We start from the raw sequence: 22,036 nt of genomic DNA, 5'->3' as shown, positions 1-22,036 counted from the left end.
GACAACTATGTTGAATATTCTGCAGGAAAGTATCGCGGGTATCATCGGACCATTTTTCTTGTTGCTCATCATGTTGCTCATTGCTTCTCTTGTGGATTTCTTTCTTCCGGCGTTTCAAAAGTGGACGAGGTTTCTGTTGCTCATCCTCATTTTAGTATTGCTGATTGAGCCAGCCAAGGAAAGTTTTGAGCAGATCCAAGTCATTACGCATACGATTGCTTCATTATTCCTTGGGATGTATCCATTAATTGCTGCGATGATTTTGGCTTCTGGTGCAACGTTTGGCGTCTTGAATTTCCAACCCGCTATGTTGTTATTTGCGCAAGGGGCTGTCGTTTTTGCAGACAAGTTCCTATTGCCGGTGTTATTAACGGCGCTGTTGTTCGATATCTTCACGCGATTGGTACCAGAAATTGCCTTCACGCGAATGGCGGATTTATTGCGTACGTCATTGCTTGCGTTTGTTTCCGCCATGGTGGCAGCGTATTCCATTTTTATTACAGCGGGTGGCGCGCTGTCTTGGACGATGAATGGAGCTATGAATGAGCCGTTGAAAGAGCTGATCAAGAATAACATTCCTGTCATCGGTTCATTGTTGACAGATACACTCGGATCAATCGGACGTTATTCTTCCGGCGCCACGGCTTATATGAGTATTTGGCTGCTCGTATCGATCTGGACAATCGCGCTATTGCCAGCAGTTAGAATTCTATGTATTGCCTTTATGTTTAGATGGACAGCGGCAATCATTGAACCATTTTCGCAAAAGGAAGTGTGCGGTTTACTAGACGATATTGGTCGTACGTTGTTTGTTTTATGCGCCATTTCATTTTTGCTGACATTCGCTTTCATCTATACAACGATTTTCATTGTGACGTTCATTAAACTGATGACGTTCGGGAAATGAGGCGGATGTATGGAAGTATTTTTAATAGGATTGGCCAACTTGGTAGTCATTGCGCTAATTATTCAGTTACTGGCGAGCCGTGAAATGGAAAGAATGATTATTCCATTGTGTAAAGTGGCCATCGGTATTTGGATTTTGCAATATATTCTACAATTCGCAAGTCATAAGTTACTGTGACGCTACATATTATGCAAATGTAGAATGCATTTTAGTTAATTCACGTTGAGTTGGTGATGGAACTTGGAAAAGCCCACAGGGAAACCCCGATTGATCATGATCGGTTTGATGGTTATGGTGTGTAGCGTTTTATACATCACCAGTACGGCGAATGTAGGAGGGGAGAAACAGAAAAAAGAAGAGAAGCGCATGCTGTCAACACTTGAAGAAACACTTGAACAAATGGAAGGGCTAGGGAATGTGAAAGTTTATTTTCATTACGATGAAAAAGAAGAAGAGAGCCCGTTAGCCAATTATTTTTCCGCTACATCCAATGGGAAAGCTCAATCACCTTTGCGAGGGTTGCTCGTTGTAGCGGAAGGGGCAGACGATCCGGCTGTACGAAACGGACTTTCACAACTCTTAGCCAACGTCCTACAATTGCCTGAACATCGTATCGTCATCGTGGAAATGAAGAAAAGGGGGAATCAACATGAAAGCCAATAAACGAACAGTTTGGTTTTTAACACTACTCAGTCTAGTCGCAGTGATTTCAATCTACTACGTGAAGAAGGAAGCGCCGATGCCGTTTGATGGGATTGCAATCTTCACGAAAGAAACAAAGGACGCAACGAATTTACTCGAAAAGGAAGGCAAGTCGGAAGAAGTGAAACCGGTCTTTGCTGAATCGTATATTTTCCAAGATATGCGTATGGAAGTACGTAACGAACGTAGCGAGACAGTGCAACAGTTGACAGAGAAGATGACGTCTTCTGACTTTACGGCCGAACAGAAAAATGAAATTTTTAATGAGATTGCTGCGTTACGAAAAGTAAGTTCGACAGAAGCGTTGATGGAGATGCAAATCGCTGCACTTGGTTACCCGGAAGTGTTTGTACGTGGAGATGGTGATCGAGTGAATGTGACGGTGTTATCGAATGAAAGCCATTCACCGAAAATGGCGGATGAAATTACACAGTATGTCATGTCGAGTTGGGATGGCGCGCAAACCGTCAAAGTGGATTTTGCACAAACAAAAGAATAACGACAAAAGGAAGTCCATGTGGCTTCCTTTTTTACATAGTGAAAATTAGGCTTTTGAAATAGGTGCAACATATAATTAGAAATATACGCTTATAGGTAAACCCATTAAAGGTCCTAGATAACACATCATCGTTTTTTCGAATAAATTGTCACAAGATTTGCAACTAACCGGTATTTTTCAAGAATAATAGGATGATTTGTGTCTTTGCTATTCCATATTTACTGTAAAACGACTATCATAGTATACGATAGCAAGAAAATTTAGTTAGGAGAATCAGATATGTTGAAAATTCAAGAAATCCGAGAAATTATTAAGCTTATCGATCAATCATCTATCCAGAAGTTTTCATTAGAATCAGATGGAGGGAAGATTAAACTAGAGAAGAATGGTGGACAAGCCGTCACAACGGTTACAGAAGCGCCACAAACACCACAAGCTGCACCGGCTCCAGTTCAAGCACCAGTGGAAACTGTAGCAGCGGTAGCTCCAACACCAGCACCAGAAGCGCCGGCAGCTCCAGCAGCTGAGGTTGCAACTGACGAAACACTACACAAAATCACTTCCCCTATGGTTGGAACATACTATCAGGCTTCATCACCAGACGCAGAAGCATACGTTAAAATTGGTGATAAAGTAACAGCTGAATCCATCGTTTGTATCGTAGAAGCAATGAAATTATTCAACGAAATCGAATCAGAAGTACATGGTGAAATCGTTGAAATCTTAGTGCAAGACGGTCAACTTGTGGAATACGGACAGCCTTTATTCCTTGTTAGAGAAAACTAAGGGGGAGTAACTAATGAAAAAAGTATTAATTGCAAACCGTGGAGAAATTGCTGTACGAATCATTCGTGCATGTAAGGAAATGGGTATTAAAACAGTAGCGGTCTATTCTGAAGCAGATGCTGAGGCGCTACATGTGCAACTAGCAGACGAATCAGTTTGCATCGGACCACGTCTATCGACTGACAGTTATCTGAACTTCTCAAACGTCATCAGTGCTGCGAAAGCAACTGACTGTGACGGGATCCATCCTGGTTATGGTTTCCTTGCGGAGAACGCGAGCTTCGCAGAACTTTGTGAAGAAGTAAATATCGAATTCATCGGACCCACAGCGGCGGCTATTTCTAAAATGGGTACAAAAGATGTTGCGCGTAATACAATGGCGTCTGCAGGAGTTCCAATCGTTCCCGGTTCTGATGGTATCGTGGATGACGCGGATCATGCACTCGAAATTGCAAAAGAACTTGGATTCCCCGTGATCATCAAAGCAACAGCTGGTGGGGGCGGTAAAGGAATTCGTGTAGCACGTGATGAAGATGAGCTAGTAAATGGCGTTAAAATCACACAAAAAGAAGCGGCTGCGGCATTCGGTAACCCGGGTGTGTATATTGAGAAATATATTGAAGTATTCCGTCACGTAGAAGTTCAAGTGCTAGCGGATAAACACGGTAACACGGTTCACTTAGGTGAGCGTGATTGTTCTATTCAACGCCGTATGCAAAAACTAGTCGAGGAAGCTCCATCTCCTGCATTGACTCCTGAACTGCGGGCAGAAATGGGTGAAGCCGCTGTTAAAGCAGCTCAAGCTTGTAACTATCGCGGTGCAGGTACTGTAGAATTTATTTTTGATCATATCAATCAAAAGTTCTATTTCATGGAGATGAATACACGAATTCAAGTGGAACACCCTGTAACAGAAATGATCACAGGAATAGACTTGATTCAACAACAGCTAAAAGTAGCTTCAGGAGAAGAATTAGCATTTAAACAAGAAGATATTCAATTCAATGGTTGGTCTATTGAATGTCGGATCAACGCAGAAAATCCTGAAAAGAACTTCATGCCTTCACCTGGTAAAGTAACAATGTATCTACCTCCTGGCGGCTTTGGTGTACGTGTTGACTCAGCAGTGTACCCAGGCTATACGATTCCGCCGTTTTACGACTCGATGGTCGCAAAGCTGATCGTTCATGCGGATACGCGTGAGCAAGCGGTCGCTCGGATGAAACGTGCACTAGACGAGTTCGTAGTCGAAGGCGTTCATACAACGATTCCTTTCCACGCGAACTTAATGGATGACGAAATTTTCCAGTCCGGTGATTTTGATACAAAGTTCCTAGAAAAGTACGACGTCATGAAATAATTGGAGGAGAAGTGTAATGGCTGATAAAACAAATGCATCGTTTGTCGGAATGACACCATCTGGAGATGCCGCACTTGGACGAGTCCAACTCGCACCAGAAGTACTCGAAGTCATCATTGGTATCGCCACGTCAGAAGTAAGCGGAGTGATTGCTACCCAAGGGAATTTCGCGTCAGGTGTTGCGGAGAAGTTGGGAAAAGTGATGTACGGAAAAGGTGTGAAAACCGAATGGGTAGACGAAGGATTAAAAATCGATGTGTATTGCATTATTGAGTATGGCCATTCCATCCCTACGATTGCGACGAAGATTCAAAACGAAATTCGCCAAGCGATTTTGAATATGACTTCACTTCAAACACATGAAGTGAATGTCCACATAACAGGCATTCATTTCGAAGACTGAGTGCGTCTAATTGAATGAGCGGATAACCGAAGACACCCCTAATCAAGACAGTAGGGTTTGTCTTCGGTTTTTTGTTTTAGATATAGGGTTAGATGAATTGCGATTCGGTGGGCAATGAGCGGATATGCATGGACTATGAGCGCGTAGACGGATTGATGGGCGAAACTCACATACCCTCATGCGTTAGCTACAATTACATGTCAAACTACTATGAAAGGTTGATTGACAGTGCATAGCTCCATGAGAAAGTGTTCGTCTGACTCGCTGATCATGGTGCTTTCCTCTTTACCAATTATTGCGGGCTCAAATATTTATGAACTTATTGACCGGAAATGTAAACAGGTGACATAAAATCGCTTGATTGCACTAGTTCTTTTCCTGCATTTTGTGCTATCATTAGGTTTTGAAGATGAGCGGTAGAGGAGATAACAATTATGAAACGAAGAGAAGCACGTGAAAAAGCAATCCAAACACTGTTTCAGCTAGATAATAGTGAGATGAACGTGGACGAAGCGATCGGTTATATTGTGGAAGCACCACTGGATTCATTTTATGAACAACTAGTTCGAGGCACAGCGCAACACTTGACAGAAATCGACAGTGAAATCACAAATAAATTGGAAAACTGGACCATCGACAGATTGCCAAAGATTGAAAGAACAGTATTACGATTGGCTGTCTATGAACTCCTTCATAACGAAGAAGTCCCGAATCGGGTCATTATGAACGAAGCGATTGAGTTATGTAAGACATTTGGTGACGAAAAGTCAGGCCGTTTTGTTAATGGGGTACTTTCTAAATTCCAATAACCGAAAACGTCTCTACTAGTAGCAAGTTTGAGCTCGATAAACTTTCATTACAAATAAAAAAAGTTTGGTGGGAAAATCATGTCTAGTAAAAAGATTGATGGTAAAGCGATAGGACAGGAAATCCGGAATGAATTAAAAGAAGAAGTCGCTTCTTTAATCACACAAGGAGTGCAACCTGGACTGGCTGTTATTTTAGTGGGAGAAAATTCAGCATCTGAGACGTACGTAAAAAACAAAGAGAAATCGAGCAAAGAAGCCGGTATGAAATCCGTGCTTACTAAATTGCCTGAAACTGTGTCGGAAGAAGATCTACTAGATGAAGTAGAGAAGCTCAACCAGGATGAGACGATTGATGGTATTTTGGTGCAATTGCCGTTACCCAAACATATTGATGAAAACAAAGTCATCCGCGCGATTAGCCCCGAAAAAGATGTCGATGGATTCCATCCGATGAATGTCGGAAAAATGTTGATCGGTCAAGAAACATTTTTACCATGTACACCCTATGGTATTATGCAATTGCTTGAGCGTTCCAACGTAGATATAGCAGGCAAGCACGCCGTAATTATTGGTAGAAGTAATATTGTAGGAAAACCGATGGGGCAACTTCTATTGCAAAAAGATGCAACGGTGACGTACTGTCACTCCCGTACGGAAGATTTGAAGAAATTCACGCAACAAGCGGATATTTTAATCGTCGCAATTGGTATAGCTAAATTCATTACAGGGGATTACATCAAAGAAGGCGCAGTGGTAATTGATGTCGGTATGAACCGTGATGAAAACGGTAAGCTATGTGGAGATGTTGATTATGAATCAGCAGAAAAACAGGCAAGTGCTATCACGCCCGTACCAGGCGGAGTAGGTCCCATGACGATTACGATGTTATTGAAAAACACTGTCGAAAGTGCGGAAAAAAGATTAAAGGTACGTACGGAAAATAAGTAATTCTGAACGAGAGACGCTCTTTTGGAGCGCCTCTCTATACATAAAAGGGCAGGTGACGGAAACATGTCCAATCAAACTTTTTTAACCGTTCAAGCGCTAACGAAATATGTTAAACGTAAATTTGACGCTGATCCACATTTACGTAACGTATATGTAAAAGGTGAATTGTCGAACGTTAAGCTTCATCCGTCCGGACATATTTATTTCACATTAAAAGACGATAAAACAAGAATTCAGGCAGCTATGTTCCGTTCCCGTTCCAACACACTTCAATTTAAGCCTGAAAACGGAATGAATGTTCTGATTACAGGTGATGTGACCGTGTTTGAAACAGCGGGATCATACCAGCTCTATGTACACACAATGGAGCCAGACGGTATTGGAGCGCTGTATCTAGCTTTTGAACAGTTGAAAAAGAAGCTTCAGCAAGAAGGATTGTTTGAAGAAAGATTCAAGCAACCTATTCCCCAAGTACCACAACGAATTGGCCTCATTACAGCTGAATCAGGTGCTGCGCTACGTGACATGTATTCGACAATCAACCGACGATTTCCAATGGCGGAGATGTATCTGTTTCCAGCTCTCGTACAAGGTCGCACAGCCGTTCCATCTATTGTGAAAGCGATTGAACAAGCGAATCACATGGCGAATGTCGATGTATTGATTGTTGGCCGTGGCGGGGGCTCCATTGAAGATCTCTGGGCATTCAATGAAGAAGACGTAGCACGTGCTATTTTCTCCAGTCGGATCCCGATCATTAGTGCAGTCGGACATGAAACCGATACGACGATTGCAGATTTTGTGTCGGATTTACGTGCACCGACACCGACTGCGGCAGCTGAAATGGCCGTGCCGGATCAGCTTCAATTATTCCAACACTTGAAAAATCAGCAACGTTCGATCTATCTGGCGGTCCAGACCTTAATAAATCAGTTGAATAAGCGATTAGAAACGGCACAAGCGTCTTATCCGCTCCAATATCCGGAACGTTTATATCGACCATTCATTGAGAAGCTCGACAACTTGGAAGATCGCTTGCAACGCGGCAGTGAGGCAATCGTTCAGGGGAAACAGATGAAATTCGATCGTTTATATGCGGGGTTTCAGTACTATACACCGATTCGACGCATCCAGCTAGAACAACAACAGACGAAACAGCTGGAAATGCGTTTGAACCGTGCTGCAGAACACACCATTAAACAGCGCCAGCAACACTTCGTAGCCCTGATGCGCATGATGCAAGCCTTGAACCCGTTACAAGTAATGGAGAGAGGTTTTTCAATCGGTTATAAAAATCAGGAAGTGATTAAATCGATTCATGATGTAGCAAGCGGAGATCTAGTGACGCTTCAATTAGCGGACGGATCTATTTCCACTAAAGTGGAAGAAATCATTCCAAAGGAGGTCGAGTAAGGATGGCAGAAGAGAAAAATATGCAATTCGAGCAAGCAATGCACCAGTTAGAAGAAATTGTACAGAAGTTGGAGGCTGGTGAAGCACCTTTGGATGACACGATTACGTTGTATAAACAAGGGATGGAGCTCTCAGCTTATTGCCAGAAGAAATTGCAAAATGCAGAAAAACAATTGATTCGCATGATTGATCAAGAGGGTAATGAATCCTCATTTGACCCAACAGCAGGTGAGCCGAATGAATGATAAATTACAAGCATTTGTCGATGAAATGATTCCTGAAATTGAACGTGAATTGACAAACCAACTGGCGAAGTCCGATATTCCTAACGTTTTGCACGAATCCATGATGTATTCAGTAGACGCGGGTGGCAAACGAATACGGCCGTTATTGGTTATGGCTGTTTTATTTGATATGAAAAAGGATTCGGTGGATGCAGTAAAAGTGGCGTCTTCTGTCGAATTGATACATACATATTCATTGATCCACGATGATTTACCATGCATGGATGATGATGATTTTAGAAGAGGAAAACCAACGAATCATAAAGTGTACGGTGAGGATGTAGCGACGCTCTCGGGCGATGCGATGCAGGCAATGGCATTCCAAGCGCTTGCAGATCTTCAGGAAACACCACCCGCAGCAGCAATTGAGCTCGTTGGATTACTGGCGAAAGCTTCGGGCGCACAAGGAATGGTTAAAGGACAAGTCCTCGATATGAAAGGCGAACAGCAATCATTGCCTTTAGCAGAATTGGAAGAAGTCCATATTCATAAAACGGGCGCATTACTCTCATACTGTATTGAAGCGGGTGCTGTGCTAGCACAGGCTACTGATGAACAGCGCGAGCAACTTCGCCGATACGCCCACAACATTGGATTGGCTTTCCAAATTCAAGATGATATTTTAGACGTGACAGCAACTACCGAGCAGCTCGGCAAACCAGCTAACAGTGATACTTCAAGCGAAAAGTCAACATATCCTTCATTGCTAGGGTTAGATGGGGCTCGCGAACAATTAAAAGCACGTCATGAAGAAGCGTTACATGCGTTGCAGTCCATTGGCTTAGGGGAGTCTATGTTGCAATTGTTAGCAGATTACATTATTGAGCGAAAAATGTAATTTGGAACCGTTATATTTGTGTCGCACGTTGTTACTGTTATAATGTAGAAAACAAACAGCAACTACTTGGTCGAATGAACAGGAAATAGTGCGAATGAGCAAATAGAAAGACCTACTTACTTGATGAAGGTGTGTGATCATGATGGATCTAACAAAGATTACCAATCCATCTTTTATAAAAGAGCTCGATAAAGAGCAGTTAGAATCATTGGCGGCGGATATTCGTCATTTTCTAATTGAAAATTTATCGGTTACTGGCGGGCATATCGGACCGAATCTGGGGGTTGTCGAATTAACGATTGCATTGCATAAAATTTTCGACAGCCCAACCGACAAGTTTATATGGGATGTAGGGCATCAGTCATATGTCCATAAAATTCTTACAGGCCGTGCTGGCGAGTTTGACACTCTTAGAAAATATAAAGGATTGAGCGGATTCCCGAAGATGGCGGAGAGCATACATGATGTATGGGAAACTGGCCATAGTTCAACGTCTTTGTCAGCGGCTATGGGAATGGCTGTGGCACGAGATATTAAAAAAGAAAAAAGTTATGTCATCCCGATCATTGGTGATGGCGCTTTAACGGGCGGTATGGCACTTGAAGCATTGAACCATATTGGACACGAGAAAACGAATCTCACGGTCATTCTAAATGACAATGAAATGTCTATCGCACCAAATGTTGGCGCACTGCACTCGATTCTCGGAAAATTACGCACAGCTGGCAAGTATAATAATGTAAAAGACGAACTCGAATTCCTCTTGCGTAAAATCCCGGCAGTAGGCGGTAGAGTCGCAACGGCTGCGGAACGTGTGAAAGACAGTTTGAAGTATTTAGTAGTGAGCGGGATTTTCTTTGAGGAGCTCGGATTCACGTATTTGGGACCGATTGACGGCCATGATTTTGTAGAATTGGAGCGTTCTCTTCAATATGCAAAGAAAATGGAAGGACCGGTATTACTTCATGTGATTACGAAAAAAGGTAAAGGCTATAGCCCAGCCGAGTTAGATAAAATCGGTACATGGCACGGTACGGGACCTTATAAGATTGAAACGGGAGATTTTGTAAAATCCCCTGTTAATGGCCCTGCTTGGAGTGGGTTGGTTTCTGAAACGGTACGCAAGCTTGCGAGAGCTGATCGACGTATTGTCGCGATCACTCCGGCTATGCCTGTAGGATCGAAACTTGAATCTTTCGCAGCAGAATTCCCAGATCGTTTCTTCGATGTAGGGATTGCGGAACAACATGCAACGACTATGGCTGCGGGACTTGCAGCAACTGGAATGAAACCCTTCCTCGCGATATATTCGACATTCCTGCAACGTGCATACGATCAAATGTTGCATGATATTACGCGCCAGAAGCTCAATGTCTTTGTTGGTATTGATCGTTCAGGACTGGTTGGGGCTGATGGTGAAACGCATCATGGTGTATTTGATATCGCATTCTTGCGTCATTTGCCGAACTTAGTCATTATGATGCCGAAAGATGAAAATGAAGGCCAACACATGGTGAAGACAGCTATCGATTACGATGAAGGTCCAATTGCACTTCGTTTCCCACGCGGTAATGGATATGGTGTTCCGATGGATGAAGAACTTCATACGATTCCAATCGGCACATGGGAAGTGTTGCAAGAAGGTGAAGATGCAACGATTTTGACGTTCGGTACAACGATCCCCATGGCTTTCTCGGCTGCTGAACAATTAAAATTACAAGGCAAAAATGTCGCGATTGTGAATGCGCGTTTCATTAAACCGATGGATACGAATTTACTGGATGAACTATTTGCTAAAGGCAAACCCATCATTACAATCGAAGAAGCTGTTCTTGCTGGTGGATTCGGCAGTGGGGTGTTGGAGTATGCAGAGCAAGTGGGTCATACAGGCACAATCTTTGAAAGAATCGGTATTCCGGATGAATTCATTGAACACGGTAGTGTCGATAAATTACTTATCGAAGTCCATATGACACCTGATCACGTAGCAGAAGTGACAGCAGCGGCTATTCAGCAAGCAGCAGAAAGAGCGAAAGTATGAGTACATCAGTGAAAAAAGAGAGAGTGGATTTGTTGCTGGTAGAGCGTGGATTGACTGAATCCCGTGAACAAGCAAAACGATCCATCATGGCGGGGCTTGTTTACTCCGATACTACAAGAATTGAAAAAGCGGGAGAAAAAATTGCAGTGGATGCTCCATTGACTGTAAAAGGACCCGCGATTAAATATGTAAGTCGTGGTGGCTTGAAACTGGAAAAGGCGTTGGTGTCTTTTCCTATTTCTGTGAAAGAAAAGATTGTCCTGGATATTGGAGCTTCCACAGGCGGCTTCACGGATTGTGCACTGCAAAACGGTGCCAAACATTGTTATGCACTGGATGTTGGCTATAATCAACTTGCTTGGAAAATTCGTCAGCATGAACAAGTGACAGTGATGGAGCGGCAGAATTTCCGTCATGCGACGGTTGATTTATTTACGGAAGGATTACCGGAAGTCGCGACGATCGATGTTTCATTCATTTCGTTATCCTTGATTTTACCAGCACTTAAAAATATTATTGTGCCGGGCGGACAAGTGGTGGCGCTAGTGAAGCCTCAATTTGAAGCTGGGAAAGACAAAGTCGGTAAAAAAGGTATTGTCCGTGATCCAGCAATACATCTAGAAGTATTGGAGAAAATCGCGGCGATGGCAGCGACGGAAGGATTTTCCGTTAAAGGTGCTACATATTCGCCTGTTACGGGTGGAGAAGGCAATATTGAGTTCTTGTATTATTTAGTAGCCGAAGACGGAGCAATGACTGATTTTACTACGGAAGATTTCAAGCAATTGGTCAAACAGGCACATAATGATTTAACATAACGCGCAATGAGTTGCGCGTTTTTTAGATGATTAGTATAATTTTGTTTATGGACTCAACAGAATCGGAGTGAATTCAATTGAATAAAGGACAACGACATCTACGTATTAGAGAGATTATTACGAACAATGAAATAGAAACACAGGATCAGCTAGTCGAGAGCTTAAAAGCCGCTGGAGCCGATGTCACGCAAGCGACGGTTTCGCGTGATATTAAAGAAATGCACTTGATTAAAGTACCTTCACCTTCAGGTAATTATAAATACAGTCTCCCTCCTATCCATCGCTATAATACGGAAGAAAAATTAAAGCGTATGCTTGAGGATGCGTTCGTTGGCATCGACAGTGCAAGTCATTTTATCATGTTGAAAACGCTTCCCGGTAATGCACAAGCGGTTGGATCACTTGTCGACAACTTGGACTGGGATGAAATGCTTGGAACCATTTGCGGTGACGATACTTGTTTGATCATTTGTCGTGAAGAATCTCAAACAGAATACGTAAAAGATAAATTATTATCAATGCTATAAGCGAGGTGAGGTTTCTTTGTTAAGCGAACTTTCGATTAAAAATTTTGCTATTATTGAACAACTTGAAATCGCATTTGACGATGGACTAACGGTGCTGACTGGCGAAACGGGTGCTGGGAAGTCCATTATCATTGATGCTGTTCAGCTGCTCGCTGGCGGCCGTGGTTCACAGGAATTCATTCGCCACGGTGCGAAAAAAGCTGAGCTTCAAGGACTTTTCACCATCGATAAAAATATTGAAAATGTAACAGAGAAATTGACTGAATTTGGTATTGATACGGAAGAAGGTATCGTGATTTTACGCCGGGATATAAGTGCCAGCGGGAAATCTGTTTGTCGCGTTAATGGTAAACTCGTGACCATTGCTATATTGCGTGAGATTGGCGCATTGCTGATCGACATCCATGGACAACATGAAAACCAAGAATTAATGAATGAAAAGCGACATATTCATTTGCTAGATTTCTTTATTGGGGCACCTATTGAACGTTCCATGTCTACATATACCGAATTATATGAGAAATATAAAAAACTTCAGCAACTTATTGCGGCGAAAACACAAGATGAACAACAAATCGCGCAGAAAATCGATTTATACAAATTCCAATTAGAAGAAATTGATGCAGCGAATTTAATGATCGGTGAAGAAGAAGAATTGGAGTCTGAACTTGTAAAGCTTCAACATTTTAATCGGTTATTTGATCGCTTGAATACTTCATATGAAGCATTGTCTTTAGAGTCGCATGGTCTTGATTGGGTTGGTAATTCGATGAGTGATCTCGAAGAAGCAGCTTCGATTGATGAAGATCTCAAAACGATGTCTGAAACAGTTAATTCTTCATTTTACGCGCTTCAAGACGTTTCACATGATTTAAAAAGGATGATCGATGGCATGGAATTCCAGCCAGAGCGTTTAGAATTTGTCGAAGATCGATTAGCGTTGTTTTTGACATTGAAACGAAAATATGGGAAATCACTTGAAGATATTTTGATTTATCGCGATAAAATTGCGGATGCACTCGATCAACTGGTCAATCGTGACGAAAGATTGCATCAAAATCAAGAATTATTGGCACAATACGTAAAAGATCTTGAAATTGAAGCGAATGAATTATCGATTATTCGAAAAAAAGCAGCACTGTCTCTTGAAAAAGGAATTGAAGAGCAGTTGAAGCAGTTGTATATGGAAAAAGCTACATTCAAAGTACAGATTCACCAAAAACAACCTTATCAATTCGATGCCAATGGATTTGATGAAGTCGTATTTATGATTTCCACAAACTTAGGAGAACCGCTCAAACCTTTGGTACGAGTGGCGTCTGGTGGCGAATTATCCCGAATGATGCTGGCGTTGAAAACGATTTTCTCTCAACATCAAGGTGTTACATCGATTATTTTCGATGAAGTGGATACCGGAGTCAGTGGACGCGTAGCGCAATCCATCGCAGAAAAAATTTCTATGATCTCCAGCCATTCACAAGTGTTATGTATTTCGCATTTACCGCAAGTGGCCGCGATGGCAGATCATCATTATCTCATCAAAAAAGAAGTGCATGATGGTCGTACCACAACGGCGATTCATGACGTGATGAAAACAGAACGTACGGAAGAATTATCACGCATGCTGTCGGGCGCGGAAATTACGACATTGACGCTTCAACATGCTGAAGAACTTTTAATTTTAGCCGATCAACGCAAAAAGGAATTCCGCAAATAAAGTATGAATTCACAACGTTTTCCATGGAAAATGACACTGTTTATTTTACCCTTTCATACTTTCTCTTCGAAAGGACATACCAAAGGTATCTTTCGTTGAGGAGGTGAAACATGGGATGGAATAAATCTTTCAAAACGCTTTTAGCACTCGTCCTGATGCTCTGCCTAGTGCCTGGAATTTCATTAGCAAATGAAGAAACGCTCATTCCGATGGGTGATTCCATTGGTATTCAAATGGATTTAAGTGGTATTTATGTAACAAGTGACGTCAAGGTGAGTCAGCAGGAATGGTTGAAAAAAGGGGATATCATTCGCCAGTTGAACGGTACGGATACGAAGCAACTCGTTCATTTCGAACGGGCGTTACAAAAAGATCGTGCTACGATGGTACTCGACATTTTGCGTAATGGGAAGAATGAAACCATTGAAGCAGATAAGTCGCTCATTAAGCGCGTCACGCCTTTTCTGAAGGATCGAACGGAAGGTACAGGAACGTTGACATACGTCGACCCGGAAAGCGGCACGTATGGTGCGCTGGGGCACCAGATTATTGATAGTACGTTGCAGTCTGCTCCGTCTTTTGAAAAAGGCGCGATTTATTTATCTGAAATCAGTCAAATCAAGAAAAGTTCTCCAGGGATTCCAGGGTATAAAATCTCCTCGATTATTGATCAGAATAAATTCCTCGGAAATATTCAAATCAATAGCGTGTATGGAATTTTTGGTCATTGGAAAAATGCTCATAATAAAGTGTTGTCTGAACCGCTTGAAATTATGCAGCCGTTTGAATTGATGATCGGGCCCGCAGAAATTTACACCACAGTGGAAGGTTCTACTGTAGAAAAATTCTCCATCCAAATTACGAAGATAGAAGAAGAACAATTCCATATCCTATTGACTGACCAGAAACTGCTGAGTAAGACGGGCGGAATCCTGCAAGGTATGAGTGGTAGTCCTGTAATCCAGAACGGTAAGTTTGTCGGTGCGATTACGCATATGTTCGTGGACGAGCCAGAAAAAGGGGCCGCGCTTTTTCTAAAGACGATGAGAACGAATGAGAAGTGAAAAAGCAGCCTGTGCCTAAAAAAATGCACAGGCTGTTTTTTCGTATAGGTGTTCGATACAAAGAAAAGGGAATAAAGTCGAAATAGGTAGAAAGCATCGTTCAGAAGTATCATTTTGAGTGAAAAATTAAGTAAATGTAGAAATCGTCAAATATATGACTTACGATAATAGGAGAGAAACAGCGGGAGAAAGAAATGGATGTCCGATTTTAAATCAGGGGGAATGGGTAATGGAAAATATAAAAGTAGCAATTGCTGACGATAATAAAGAACTTGTGAAAACGATGATGTCATATTTTGAGAAGCACGATGAAATAGAAGTGATTTGGACAGCGAATAATGGGCAAGTATGCTTGACATTGTTAGAAGAAGAGCGTCCCGATATTTTATTGTTGGATATTATTATGCCGCATCTCGACGGTATTGGAGTATTAGAGACACTGAATGAAACGAATAAAATGGGAGATATGCAAATCATGATGCTGACGGCTTTCGGACAGGAAAACGTTATGTCGCAAGCCGCAAACCTTGGTGCTTCGTACTTCATGTTGAAGCCGTTTGAATTTGACCGCTTAATCGGGCAAATCTTTAAAGCTGCTGGGAAACCGAAAAATACGACGCCTTCATTTGTCGTGCAGGAATCCTCCGTACAACAGACAGGTGTTGTAACTCAGAAGGTACTCGATACGGCGATTACGTCGATGATCAAAGAAATCGGCGTACCTGCTCATATTAAAGGTTATGCGTTTTTACGCGAGGGAATTCAGATGGTTTATAGTGATGTGGAGTTGCTCGGATCGGTCACGAAGATTCTCTACCCAGACATTGCGAAAAAGTATAATACGACTCCATCCCGTGTGGAACGAGCAATTCGCCATGCAATTGAGGTGGCGTGGAACCGTGGAAATTACGATTTGATTTCGAAGACGTTCGGCTATACAGTACATCATTTAAAAAGCAAACCGACGAATAGCGAATTTATTGCGATGATTGCGGATAAGATCCGTTTGGAGCATATGGTGAGCTGATTGAAGTAATAGAAGGATAGAGAGTGTATGCAAACCAACTAATCGGATGTATTAGTTGGTTTTCGTTTGTACTTGGGTAAGGGAAGATACGTTGTGGTTGTGTAGTGTTAGATGGGAAGGTGAATAATTTTAGCGCGAATTCGTTTTGTCTCATTCATTCGTGTACGTGCTCATACTTTCTTTGCAACCGCTCTTCACTTCCTGTAAGCGCTCACACCTCATTCGCATCCGCTCTATATTCAGCTCAAAGCGCTCATAAAGTTTGTTTAGCCGCTCAATACTTCACTATTCTGCAATCGAACTAAAATGGGCTTTAATTCCAAACTGTCATAATTCAAGAAGTGGTGTATGCATGAGCTCTGCAACCATCGTATCGTGGGTATAAAGTCTATATTTGATTCCTAGGGTAAAAAAACCGAATGATGCTGTGAGAAAATGCTTATTTACGTGGGGTACTCGCAAAAAGAGCTACCTGTAGTGTGTTGCAATCTTCTATACTACTAAATAAAGAGGGAGGGATTTCGTTGTTAGTTGAAAATGAACATTTTGAACTTCTGGAAGAAAATAATAAAGTAATCATGAATACGAAGAAAGCTGGATATCCACTTAAATCATTTGACGCACTGGCTTCTAAAATTCCTAGATTGAAACTGAATTCATTCAAAGAGCTGATGAAAGCACTTCAAACGGAAGGTCAGCATGAAATTGGGTCGTATTCCGCACCTTGCGAAGTATATATATCACCTAGTAAAATGAAAGTAGAATTGTATATTCATGCAACGAATGAAGAATTTCTTGCAAATAAAGAGCAGTTTCTGAAGCAGGCGGAAGAAATACTCGATCAGAGAGAAGTACGCTATGATAAAGAAAGTCTATTCAGCCTGGCGTATCTTCCGAGCAATCCAATAATTATTGCGGTAGGTAAAGAACCTATTAAAGGGGAAGATGCACAGGTCGAGTATATTGCGATGCCAGATCGTAAACCTATTCTTCGCGATGATGGCTCTGTCGATCACTATGAGTTAAATTTCGTGACACCGATTGTGAAAGATGAATGGTTGGGTGAAAAGACGCCTGCTAAAGAAGGGTTTGAAGGCTATAACGTCTTTGGTGAACCGATAGCAGCTAAAAAGGGCGAGGATATGAAACTGGTCTATGATCGAAAATCCGTCGGGGAGTTTGAGGAAGATGGCAAAATCGTCTTACGTGCTTTGCATGGCGGAGCACTCGAAGAACTGAACGGAGCAATTAGTGTCGGTAAGCAATTGATCATTCCGGATGACGTGGGTACGAAAACGGGATCGATTACGTTTGATGGTTCAGTGCGTGTAATGGGAACGGTTTTGGCGGGCTTCTCGGTCAATGCTACTGGGGATATCTCTATCGAAGGAAAAGAAGGTGTAACAAACGCTAAGGAAATCTACTCTGAAGAAGGCGATGTCTATATTAAAGGCGGCGTGTTTGGTGGAGGAGAAACCGTTATTAAGGCGAAGAAAAATGTTTTTGTAAAACATGCGAATAACTGCAAAATTTATGGGGAACGAGTCAACATCGGCCTCTATTCACTTGGATCTGAATTATACGGTGATCATATTTGTATTGATAAACATAAAGGTCGTGTTATTGGTGGTGTTGCAGAAGCGATGTTTTCTATTGAATGTGCAACGGTTGGCAATAGCCATGAACGATTAACGAAACTGATCGTCAAAGGTGTCAATAAAGAAATGGAGCTGGAAGAAATTCAGCGATTGGCGGAAAAGCTCAAAGCGGAGCATGCGGAACTGAAGAAAATTGAGCAGACGCTGGATAAGATGACGAGCGTCAAAGCGAGTCTCCCGGATGGACAGTTAGATATGCTAGAAAAGACATTGCAGGTTAAACGGCAAGACATTGTATCACTTGATCAGACAATCAAAAATAAATTGCAACTTGTGCAAGTGGCTAGCGCGCCTAAAATTGAAATCACGCGTGAAGCACATCCTGGCGTCCATATTGTAATAGGCGATAAAACGAGTATGTTGAGTCGCGTGACGAAAGGTGTTTTCGAACTAACGAGCGAAGGAGTATTAAATGTCTGATAGTAAAATATTTGCTCACCGTGGCGCGTCTGGACATTATTTTGAAAATACGATGCGCGCTTTTTTAGGGGCTGTACAAAAAGGTGCAGATGGAATCGAATTGGATGTGCAGCAAACGAGCGACGGTCAATTAGTTGTGATTCACGACAATGAATTAGTACGTCTCGCCGGAATTGATCAGCGCATTGATCAATTGACATCGCAGGAACTGCAGCACATTAAAATAGGTAAGGGCAGTTACAGACGAATGTTTGGTCACCCCATACCTATCTTATTTGATGTAGTTTCTTTCTGTTCTGAACATAATTTGGCGCTGAATGTCGAAATAAAGGAAACGGTATATGGGCAAGTTGTTGCACTCGAGCAAATTTTGCATTATGTGGAACCGTTGTCTACCGTCCATCTCTCTTCATTTGATTATGAAACGATGCGTATAGTAAAGGAGCTAGACTCCAACATGGAAACCGCTTTATTGCTTAGAAAAAAATCGGTCGATTGGCAAAATCTAGATTTATATGAAGTCGATGCCTTTCATTTCCATAAGCGATTGTGGAAAGATCCGTTTAAGAGTCAGCTGCTCGAAAGTGGGAAGATATTACGAATGTACGGCGTAACGGGTGCAGAATCCTTTTTATCTAATACCCCCGAAGTGACAGGTTGGATTACGGATTATCCGAAGCGTGTGCGCAAAAAAATAAAAGGATCAAGGTAGTGTACCTTGGCCCTTTTATTTCAAGTCTTTTTTAAATCTGTCAGCTGCCCGTCCAGATCTGCGGTCTCGGCGTAACAAAAAGCCTGCAAAGAAACCAAGACCTGCGGCAAATAGTATGAAACCGCCTAAAAATTGCATCCAAATGAATGGGAATGGCGAAAAAAGATGCCCGAACAATGAATCACGCATTAATTTTATTCCTAGGGCCGCTGCAATCCCTGGAATCAACAGTACAATAAACGCAGCAAGACGTATCATATCCTTCAACCCCTTACCAATTTAATTTTACCGTGTGGTCATGGATTGTCAAGGACTCTGCCATCATGTACGATATAGGTAGATTGTTTACAAAACCTGCTGCGGAGTAATATCCAAAATGTGTCAAATTTGCATTTTTGCCGTGGGAAATTTAGAATCAGAACTAGACGCACGAATCTTTATATTTTTTACTAGCCTGGAGGGATACTTATGGAATTGTTTACGTACATGGAAGATCACGACTATGAGCAACTGGTGCTTTGTTATGACAAGACATCGGGATTGAAAGCGGTTATCGCAATTCATGATACGACACTTGGACCGGCACTTGGTGGCGCACGCATGTGGACGTATGCTAGCGAAGAACATGCGATTGAAGATGCATTGAGACTGGCTAAAGGAATGACGTACAAGAACGCTGCAGCAGGACTGAATCTTGGTGGCGGAAAGACGGTTATAATAGGAGATCCGAAAACGGATAAGAACGATGAGCTTTTCCGTGCATTGGGTCGTTACATAGAGGGGCTAAACGGACGCTATATTACAGCGGAAGACGTGGGGACTACTGAATACGATATGGACTTAATCCATTTAGAAACAAATTTTGTTACAGGTATCTCTTCAGGAGAAGGCACGTCAGGAAACCCTTCCCCCGTTACTGCGCTCGGTATCTATAAAGGAATGAAAGCCGCTGCGAAAGAAGCATTCGGCGATGATTCATTGGCAGGTAAAACCATTGCGGTTCAAGGTGTTGGAAATGTTGCCTATACACTTTGTGAATACTTGCATGAAGAAGGCGCAAAATTGATTGTTACGGATATCAATGAAGCGGCAGTCCAGCGTGCAGTGGAGGCGTTCGGGGCAACAGCTGTTGCGACGGATGCAATTTACTCACAAGAAGCGGACATCTTTGCTCCATGTGCTCTTGGTGCGGTGATCAACGATGAAACGATTCCACAATTGAAAGTAAAAGTCATTGCGGGTTCTGCTAATAACCAATTGAAAGATCCGGAACATGGCGATCGCTTACATGAAATGGGCATCGTCTACGCTCCAGATTACGTGATCAACTCGGGTGGCGTCATCAATGTAGCGGATGAATTGATCGGTTACAATAAAGAACGTGCATTAAAGCGAGTCGAAGGGATTTACGATACAATCCTAAAGATTTTCGCTATCTCAAAACGAGACGGCATTCCATCCTACCAGGCTGCAGACCGTTTGGCAGAAGAACGCATTGCAAGAGTTGGCGCATTGAGAAGTACATTCTTGCGCAACGAAAAAAGTATTATATCAAATAAATAATCTAGCAGATGAGTCATAGCGGTAGGCAGGGGAGCTGTCCACCGCTACACTCGTCTGTCTAAATTTATTTCAATACTGTAAGCGAAGGGAGTCCTTTACGTTGAGTAAAGAATATGACGTAGTGATATTAGGTGGCGGAACTGGTGGATATGTAGCAGCCATTCGCGCGGCTCAATTAGGTTTGACGACAGCAATTGTAGAGAAATCCAAACTTGGCGGTACGTGTTTGCATAGTGGGTGTATCCCGAGTAAAGCGATGCTAAAAAGTGCAGAAGTCTACCGCGTAACACGTCAAGAAGCGAATGAATTCGGCGTGAATACAGGTGACGTCTCATTGGATTTCTCGCAAGTACAAAAACGTAAAGGTAAAATCGTGGATCAATTGCATGCAGGCATTGAAGGTTTGATGAAAAAAGGTAAAATTGATGTCTATCGTGGGACGGGTAGAATACTAGGAGCTTCTATTTTTTCTCCAATGCCTGGAACTATTTCCGTGGAAATGGATAATGGGAACGAGAATGAAATATTGATTCTAAAAAATCTCGTAATTGCTACTGGGTCAAAACCTAGATCATTACCTGGAATTGAAGTAGATGAACAGTCTGTACTGACTTCTGACGGAGCTTTATTAATGAATGCGCTTCCATCTTCGATTACGATTATTGGCGGCGGTGTGATCGGTATTGAGTGGGCTTCTATGCTAGTAGATTTCGGCGTGAATGTGACAGTCTTGGATCGTTTGGAGCAGATATTGGCAACTGAAGATCATGAAGTAGCTATGGCTATGCATAAAGCGCTCGAAAAACGCGGTGTGAAGTTTATATTAGGTGCGGAAGTGTTGACAGAGTCATTACAAAAGAACGACAGTGAGGTCACGATTTCTTATAGACTGGGTGATGATGAACAGTCCATCACGAGCGAGAAGATGTTGGTGTCTGTTGGACGCGCACCAGTTATCGATGATATCGGTTTACAAAATACGGATATTCAAGTCGAAAAGGGCTCCATTCAAACGAATCAACATTATCAAACAAAAGACCAGCATATTTATGCAATCGGTGATGTGATTGGCGGACTTCAATTGGCGCATGTGGCGGAACATGAAGGATTGCATGCAATTGAACATATAGCAGGAAAACGGCTGGATCCCATTGATTACGATCTAGTACCACGTTGTGTGTACTCTTACCCAGAAACTGCGGCAGTTGGCGTGACCGAGCAACAAGCAAAAGATCGAGGGTTTGACGTAAAGATCGGCAAATTCCCATTCAAGGCAAACGGTAAAGCTTTAGTTAACGGTCATGCAGATGGCTTCGTGAAAGTCATTGTGGATCAGCAAACGGATGATATTATCGGTGTCCATATGATGGGTTCGCACGTTACGGATCTGATTTCTGAGGCGGGCTTGGCGATGGTAATGAATGCAATTCCTTGGGAAATATCCTCGGCAATTCATCCTCACCCGACATTATCTGAAGCGTTCAGTGAAGCGGCATTAGCGGTTGAAGGGCTAGCCATTCACATGTAAAGGAGGAAGTGG

Annotated in this window: 23 protein-coding genes; 22 read left to right on the top strand and 1 reads right to left on the bottom strand. The window is 42.4% G+C overall.

Features of this window, described 5'->3' with window-relative positions; all coding sequences use genetic code 11:
- Positions 1–7: 7 nt before the first annotated feature.
- The 20 genes from CSV75_RS04155 to CSV75_RS04065 all read left to right on the top strand — a co-directional run bounded on the left by CSV75_RS04155 (position 8) and on the right by CSV75_RS04065 (position 18,933).
- Entirely contained in the window at positions 8–907 is a 900-nt protein-coding gene (locus CSV75_RS04155; protein WP_158232006.1) for a stage III sporulation protein AE, read from the top strand.
- Between the two features lie 9 nt (positions 908–916).
- Entirely contained in the window at positions 917–1,084 is a 168-nt protein-coding gene (locus CSV75_RS16220) for a hypothetical protein (protein ID WP_158231587.1), read from the top strand.
- A gap of 63 nt (positions 1,085–1,147) precedes the next feature.
- The gene (locus tag CSV75_RS04150; protein ID WP_144034763.1) at positions 1,148–1,570 is read left to right on the top strand and encodes a hypothetical protein; all 423 of its coding nucleotides are present in this window, start codon (positions 1,148–1,150) and stop codon (positions 1,568–1,570) included.
- Positions 1,557–2,108 (top strand): SpoIIIAH-like family protein, encoded by a 552-nt coding sequence (locus tag CSV75_RS04145; RefSeq protein ID WP_099674856.1) that lies wholly within the window; start codon positions 1,557–1,559, stop codon positions 2,106–2,108. The genes CSV75_RS04150 and CSV75_RS04145 overlap by 14 nt, the downstream gene beginning before the upstream one ends.
- 279 nt (positions 2,109–2,387) lie before the next feature.
- A complete protein-coding gene (gene accB / locus CSV75_RS04140; RefSeq protein ID WP_099674855.1) occupies positions 2,388–2,894 on the top strand; it encodes an acetyl-CoA carboxylase biotin carboxyl carrier protein in 507 nt (168 codons plus the stop codon).
- Between the two features lie 13 nt (positions 2,895–2,907).
- The gene (accC, locus tag CSV75_RS04135; RefSeq protein WP_099674854.1) at positions 2,908–4,254 is read left to right on the top strand and encodes an acetyl-CoA carboxylase biotin carboxylase subunit; all 1,347 of its coding nucleotides are present in this window, start codon (positions 2,908–2,910) and stop codon (positions 4,252–4,254) included.
- Between the two features lie 16 nt (positions 4,255–4,270).
- Complete coding sequence (locus tag CSV75_RS04130; RefSeq protein WP_099637498.1) at positions 4,271–4,657, top strand: Asp23/Gls24 family envelope stress response protein; 387 nt, start codon at positions 4,271–4,273, stop codon at positions 4,655–4,657.
- Positions 4,658–5,091: 434 nt separating this feature from the next.
- Positions 5,092–5,466, top strand: coding sequence for a transcription antitermination factor NusB (nusB, locus tag CSV75_RS04125; RefSeq protein WP_099630069.1), 375 nt, complete (start codon positions 5,092–5,094; stop codon positions 5,464–5,466).
- 78 nt (positions 5,467–5,544) lie between these two features.
- Positions 5,545–6,414, top strand: coding sequence for a bifunctional methylenetetrahydrofolate dehydrogenase/methenyltetrahydrofolate cyclohydrolase FolD (folD, locus tag CSV75_RS04120; protein ID WP_099672191.1), 870 nt, complete (start codon positions 5,545–5,547; stop codon positions 6,412–6,414).
- Positions 6,415–6,477: 63 nt separating this feature from the next.
- Entirely contained in the window at positions 6,478–7,827 is a 1,350-nt protein-coding gene (xseA, locus tag CSV75_RS04115; protein ID WP_099674853.1) for an exodeoxyribonuclease VII large subunit, read from the top strand.
- Positions 7,828–7,829: 2 nt separating this feature from the next.
- On the top strand, positions 7,830–8,072 hold the full coding sequence (locus tag CSV75_RS04110; RefSeq protein ID WP_099630066.1) for an exodeoxyribonuclease VII small subunit: 243 nt from the start codon (positions 7,830–7,832) through the stop codon (positions 8,070–8,072).
- Complete coding sequence (locus tag CSV75_RS04105; RefSeq protein ID WP_099674852.1) at positions 8,065–8,949, top strand: polyprenyl synthetase family protein; 885 nt, start codon at positions 8,065–8,067, stop codon at positions 8,947–8,949. The genes CSV75_RS04110 and CSV75_RS04105 overlap by 8 nt, the downstream gene beginning before the upstream one ends.
- Positions 8,950–9,091: 142 nt before the next feature.
- Positions 9,092–10,990: a 1-deoxy-D-xylulose-5-phosphate synthase gene (dxs, locus tag CSV75_RS04100; RefSeq protein ID WP_099675333.1), complete on the top strand. Its 1,899-nt coding sequence runs from the start codon at positions 9,092–9,094 to the stop codon at positions 10,988–10,990.
- Positions 10,987–11,808 carry a TlyA family RNA methyltransferase gene (locus tag CSV75_RS04095; protein ID WP_099672194.1) on the top strand — a complete coding sequence of 274 codons (822 nt, stop codon included), beginning with the start codon at positions 10,987–10,989 and terminating at the stop codon, positions 11,806–11,808. Before dxs ends, CSV75_RS04095 begins: the two co-directional genes overlap by 4 nt.
- Positions 11,809–11,885: 77 nt before the next feature.
- Positions 11,886–12,335, top strand: a complete 450-nt coding sequence (gene ahrC, locus CSV75_RS04090; RefSeq protein WP_099630063.1) for a transcriptional regulator AhrC/ArgR — start codon at positions 11,886–11,888, stop codon at positions 12,333–12,335.
- Between the two features lie 16 nt (positions 12,336–12,351).
- Complete coding sequence (gene recN, locus CSV75_RS04085) at positions 12,352–14,052, top strand: DNA repair protein RecN (protein WP_099637501.1); 1,701 nt, start codon at positions 12,352–12,354, stop codon at positions 14,050–14,052.
- Between the two features lie 110 nt (positions 14,053–14,162).
- Positions 14,163–15,116: a SpoIVB peptidase S55 domain-containing protein gene (locus CSV75_RS04080; RefSeq protein ID WP_099674851.1), complete on the top strand. Its 954-nt coding sequence runs from the start codon at positions 14,163–14,165 to the stop codon at positions 15,114–15,116.
- Between the two features lie 229 nt (positions 15,117–15,345).
- The gene (spo0A, locus tag CSV75_RS04075; RefSeq protein ID WP_099674850.1) at positions 15,346–16,143 is read left to right on the top strand and encodes a sporulation transcription factor Spo0A; all 798 of its coding nucleotides are present in this window, start codon (positions 15,346–15,348) and stop codon (positions 16,141–16,143) included.
- A 524-nt stretch (positions 16,144–16,667) separates the two neighbouring features.
- On the top strand, positions 16,668–18,221 hold the full coding sequence (locus CSV75_RS04070) for a flagellar assembly protein A (protein ID WP_099674849.1): 1,554 nt from the start codon (positions 16,668–16,670) through the stop codon (positions 18,219–18,221).
- Positions 18,214–18,933, top strand: coding sequence for a glycerophosphodiester phosphodiesterase (locus tag CSV75_RS04065; protein WP_099674848.1), 720 nt, complete (start codon positions 18,214–18,216; stop codon positions 18,931–18,933). The genes CSV75_RS04070 and CSV75_RS04065 overlap by 8 nt, the downstream gene beginning before the upstream one ends.
- A gap of 15 nt (positions 18,934–18,948) precedes the next feature.
- Here the strand turns inward: CSV75_RS04065 and CSV75_RS04060 are convergent, their stop codons facing one another.
- On the bottom strand, positions 18,949–19,191 hold the full coding sequence (locus tag CSV75_RS04060; protein WP_099674847.1) for a DUF2627 domain-containing protein: 243 nt from the start codon (positions 19,189–19,191) through the stop codon (positions 18,949–18,951).
- A 210-nt stretch (positions 19,192–19,401) separates the two neighbouring features.
- Here CSV75_RS04060 and CSV75_RS04055 point away from each other — a divergent pair, with 210 nt between their 5' ends.
- Both CSV75_RS04055 and lpdA read left to right on the top strand, forming a co-directional pair.
- Complete coding sequence (locus CSV75_RS04055) at positions 19,402–20,496, top strand: Leu/Phe/Val dehydrogenase (protein WP_099637475.1); 1,095 nt, start codon at positions 19,402–19,404, stop codon at positions 20,494–20,496.
- A gap of 100 nt (positions 20,497–20,596) precedes the next feature.
- The gene (lpdA, locus tag CSV75_RS04050; protein WP_099674846.1) at positions 20,597–22,024 is read left to right on the top strand and encodes a dihydrolipoyl dehydrogenase; all 1,428 of its coding nucleotides are present in this window, start codon (positions 20,597–20,599) and stop codon (positions 22,022–22,024) included.
- Positions 22,025–22,036: the final 12 nt, after the last annotated feature.

Source organism: Sporosarcina sp. P18a (assembly GCF_002743135.1).
GTDB lineage: Bacteria > Bacillota > Bacilli > Bacillales_A > Planococcaceae > Sporosarcina.
This window is presented reverse-complemented; position numbering and strand designations above follow the sequence as displayed.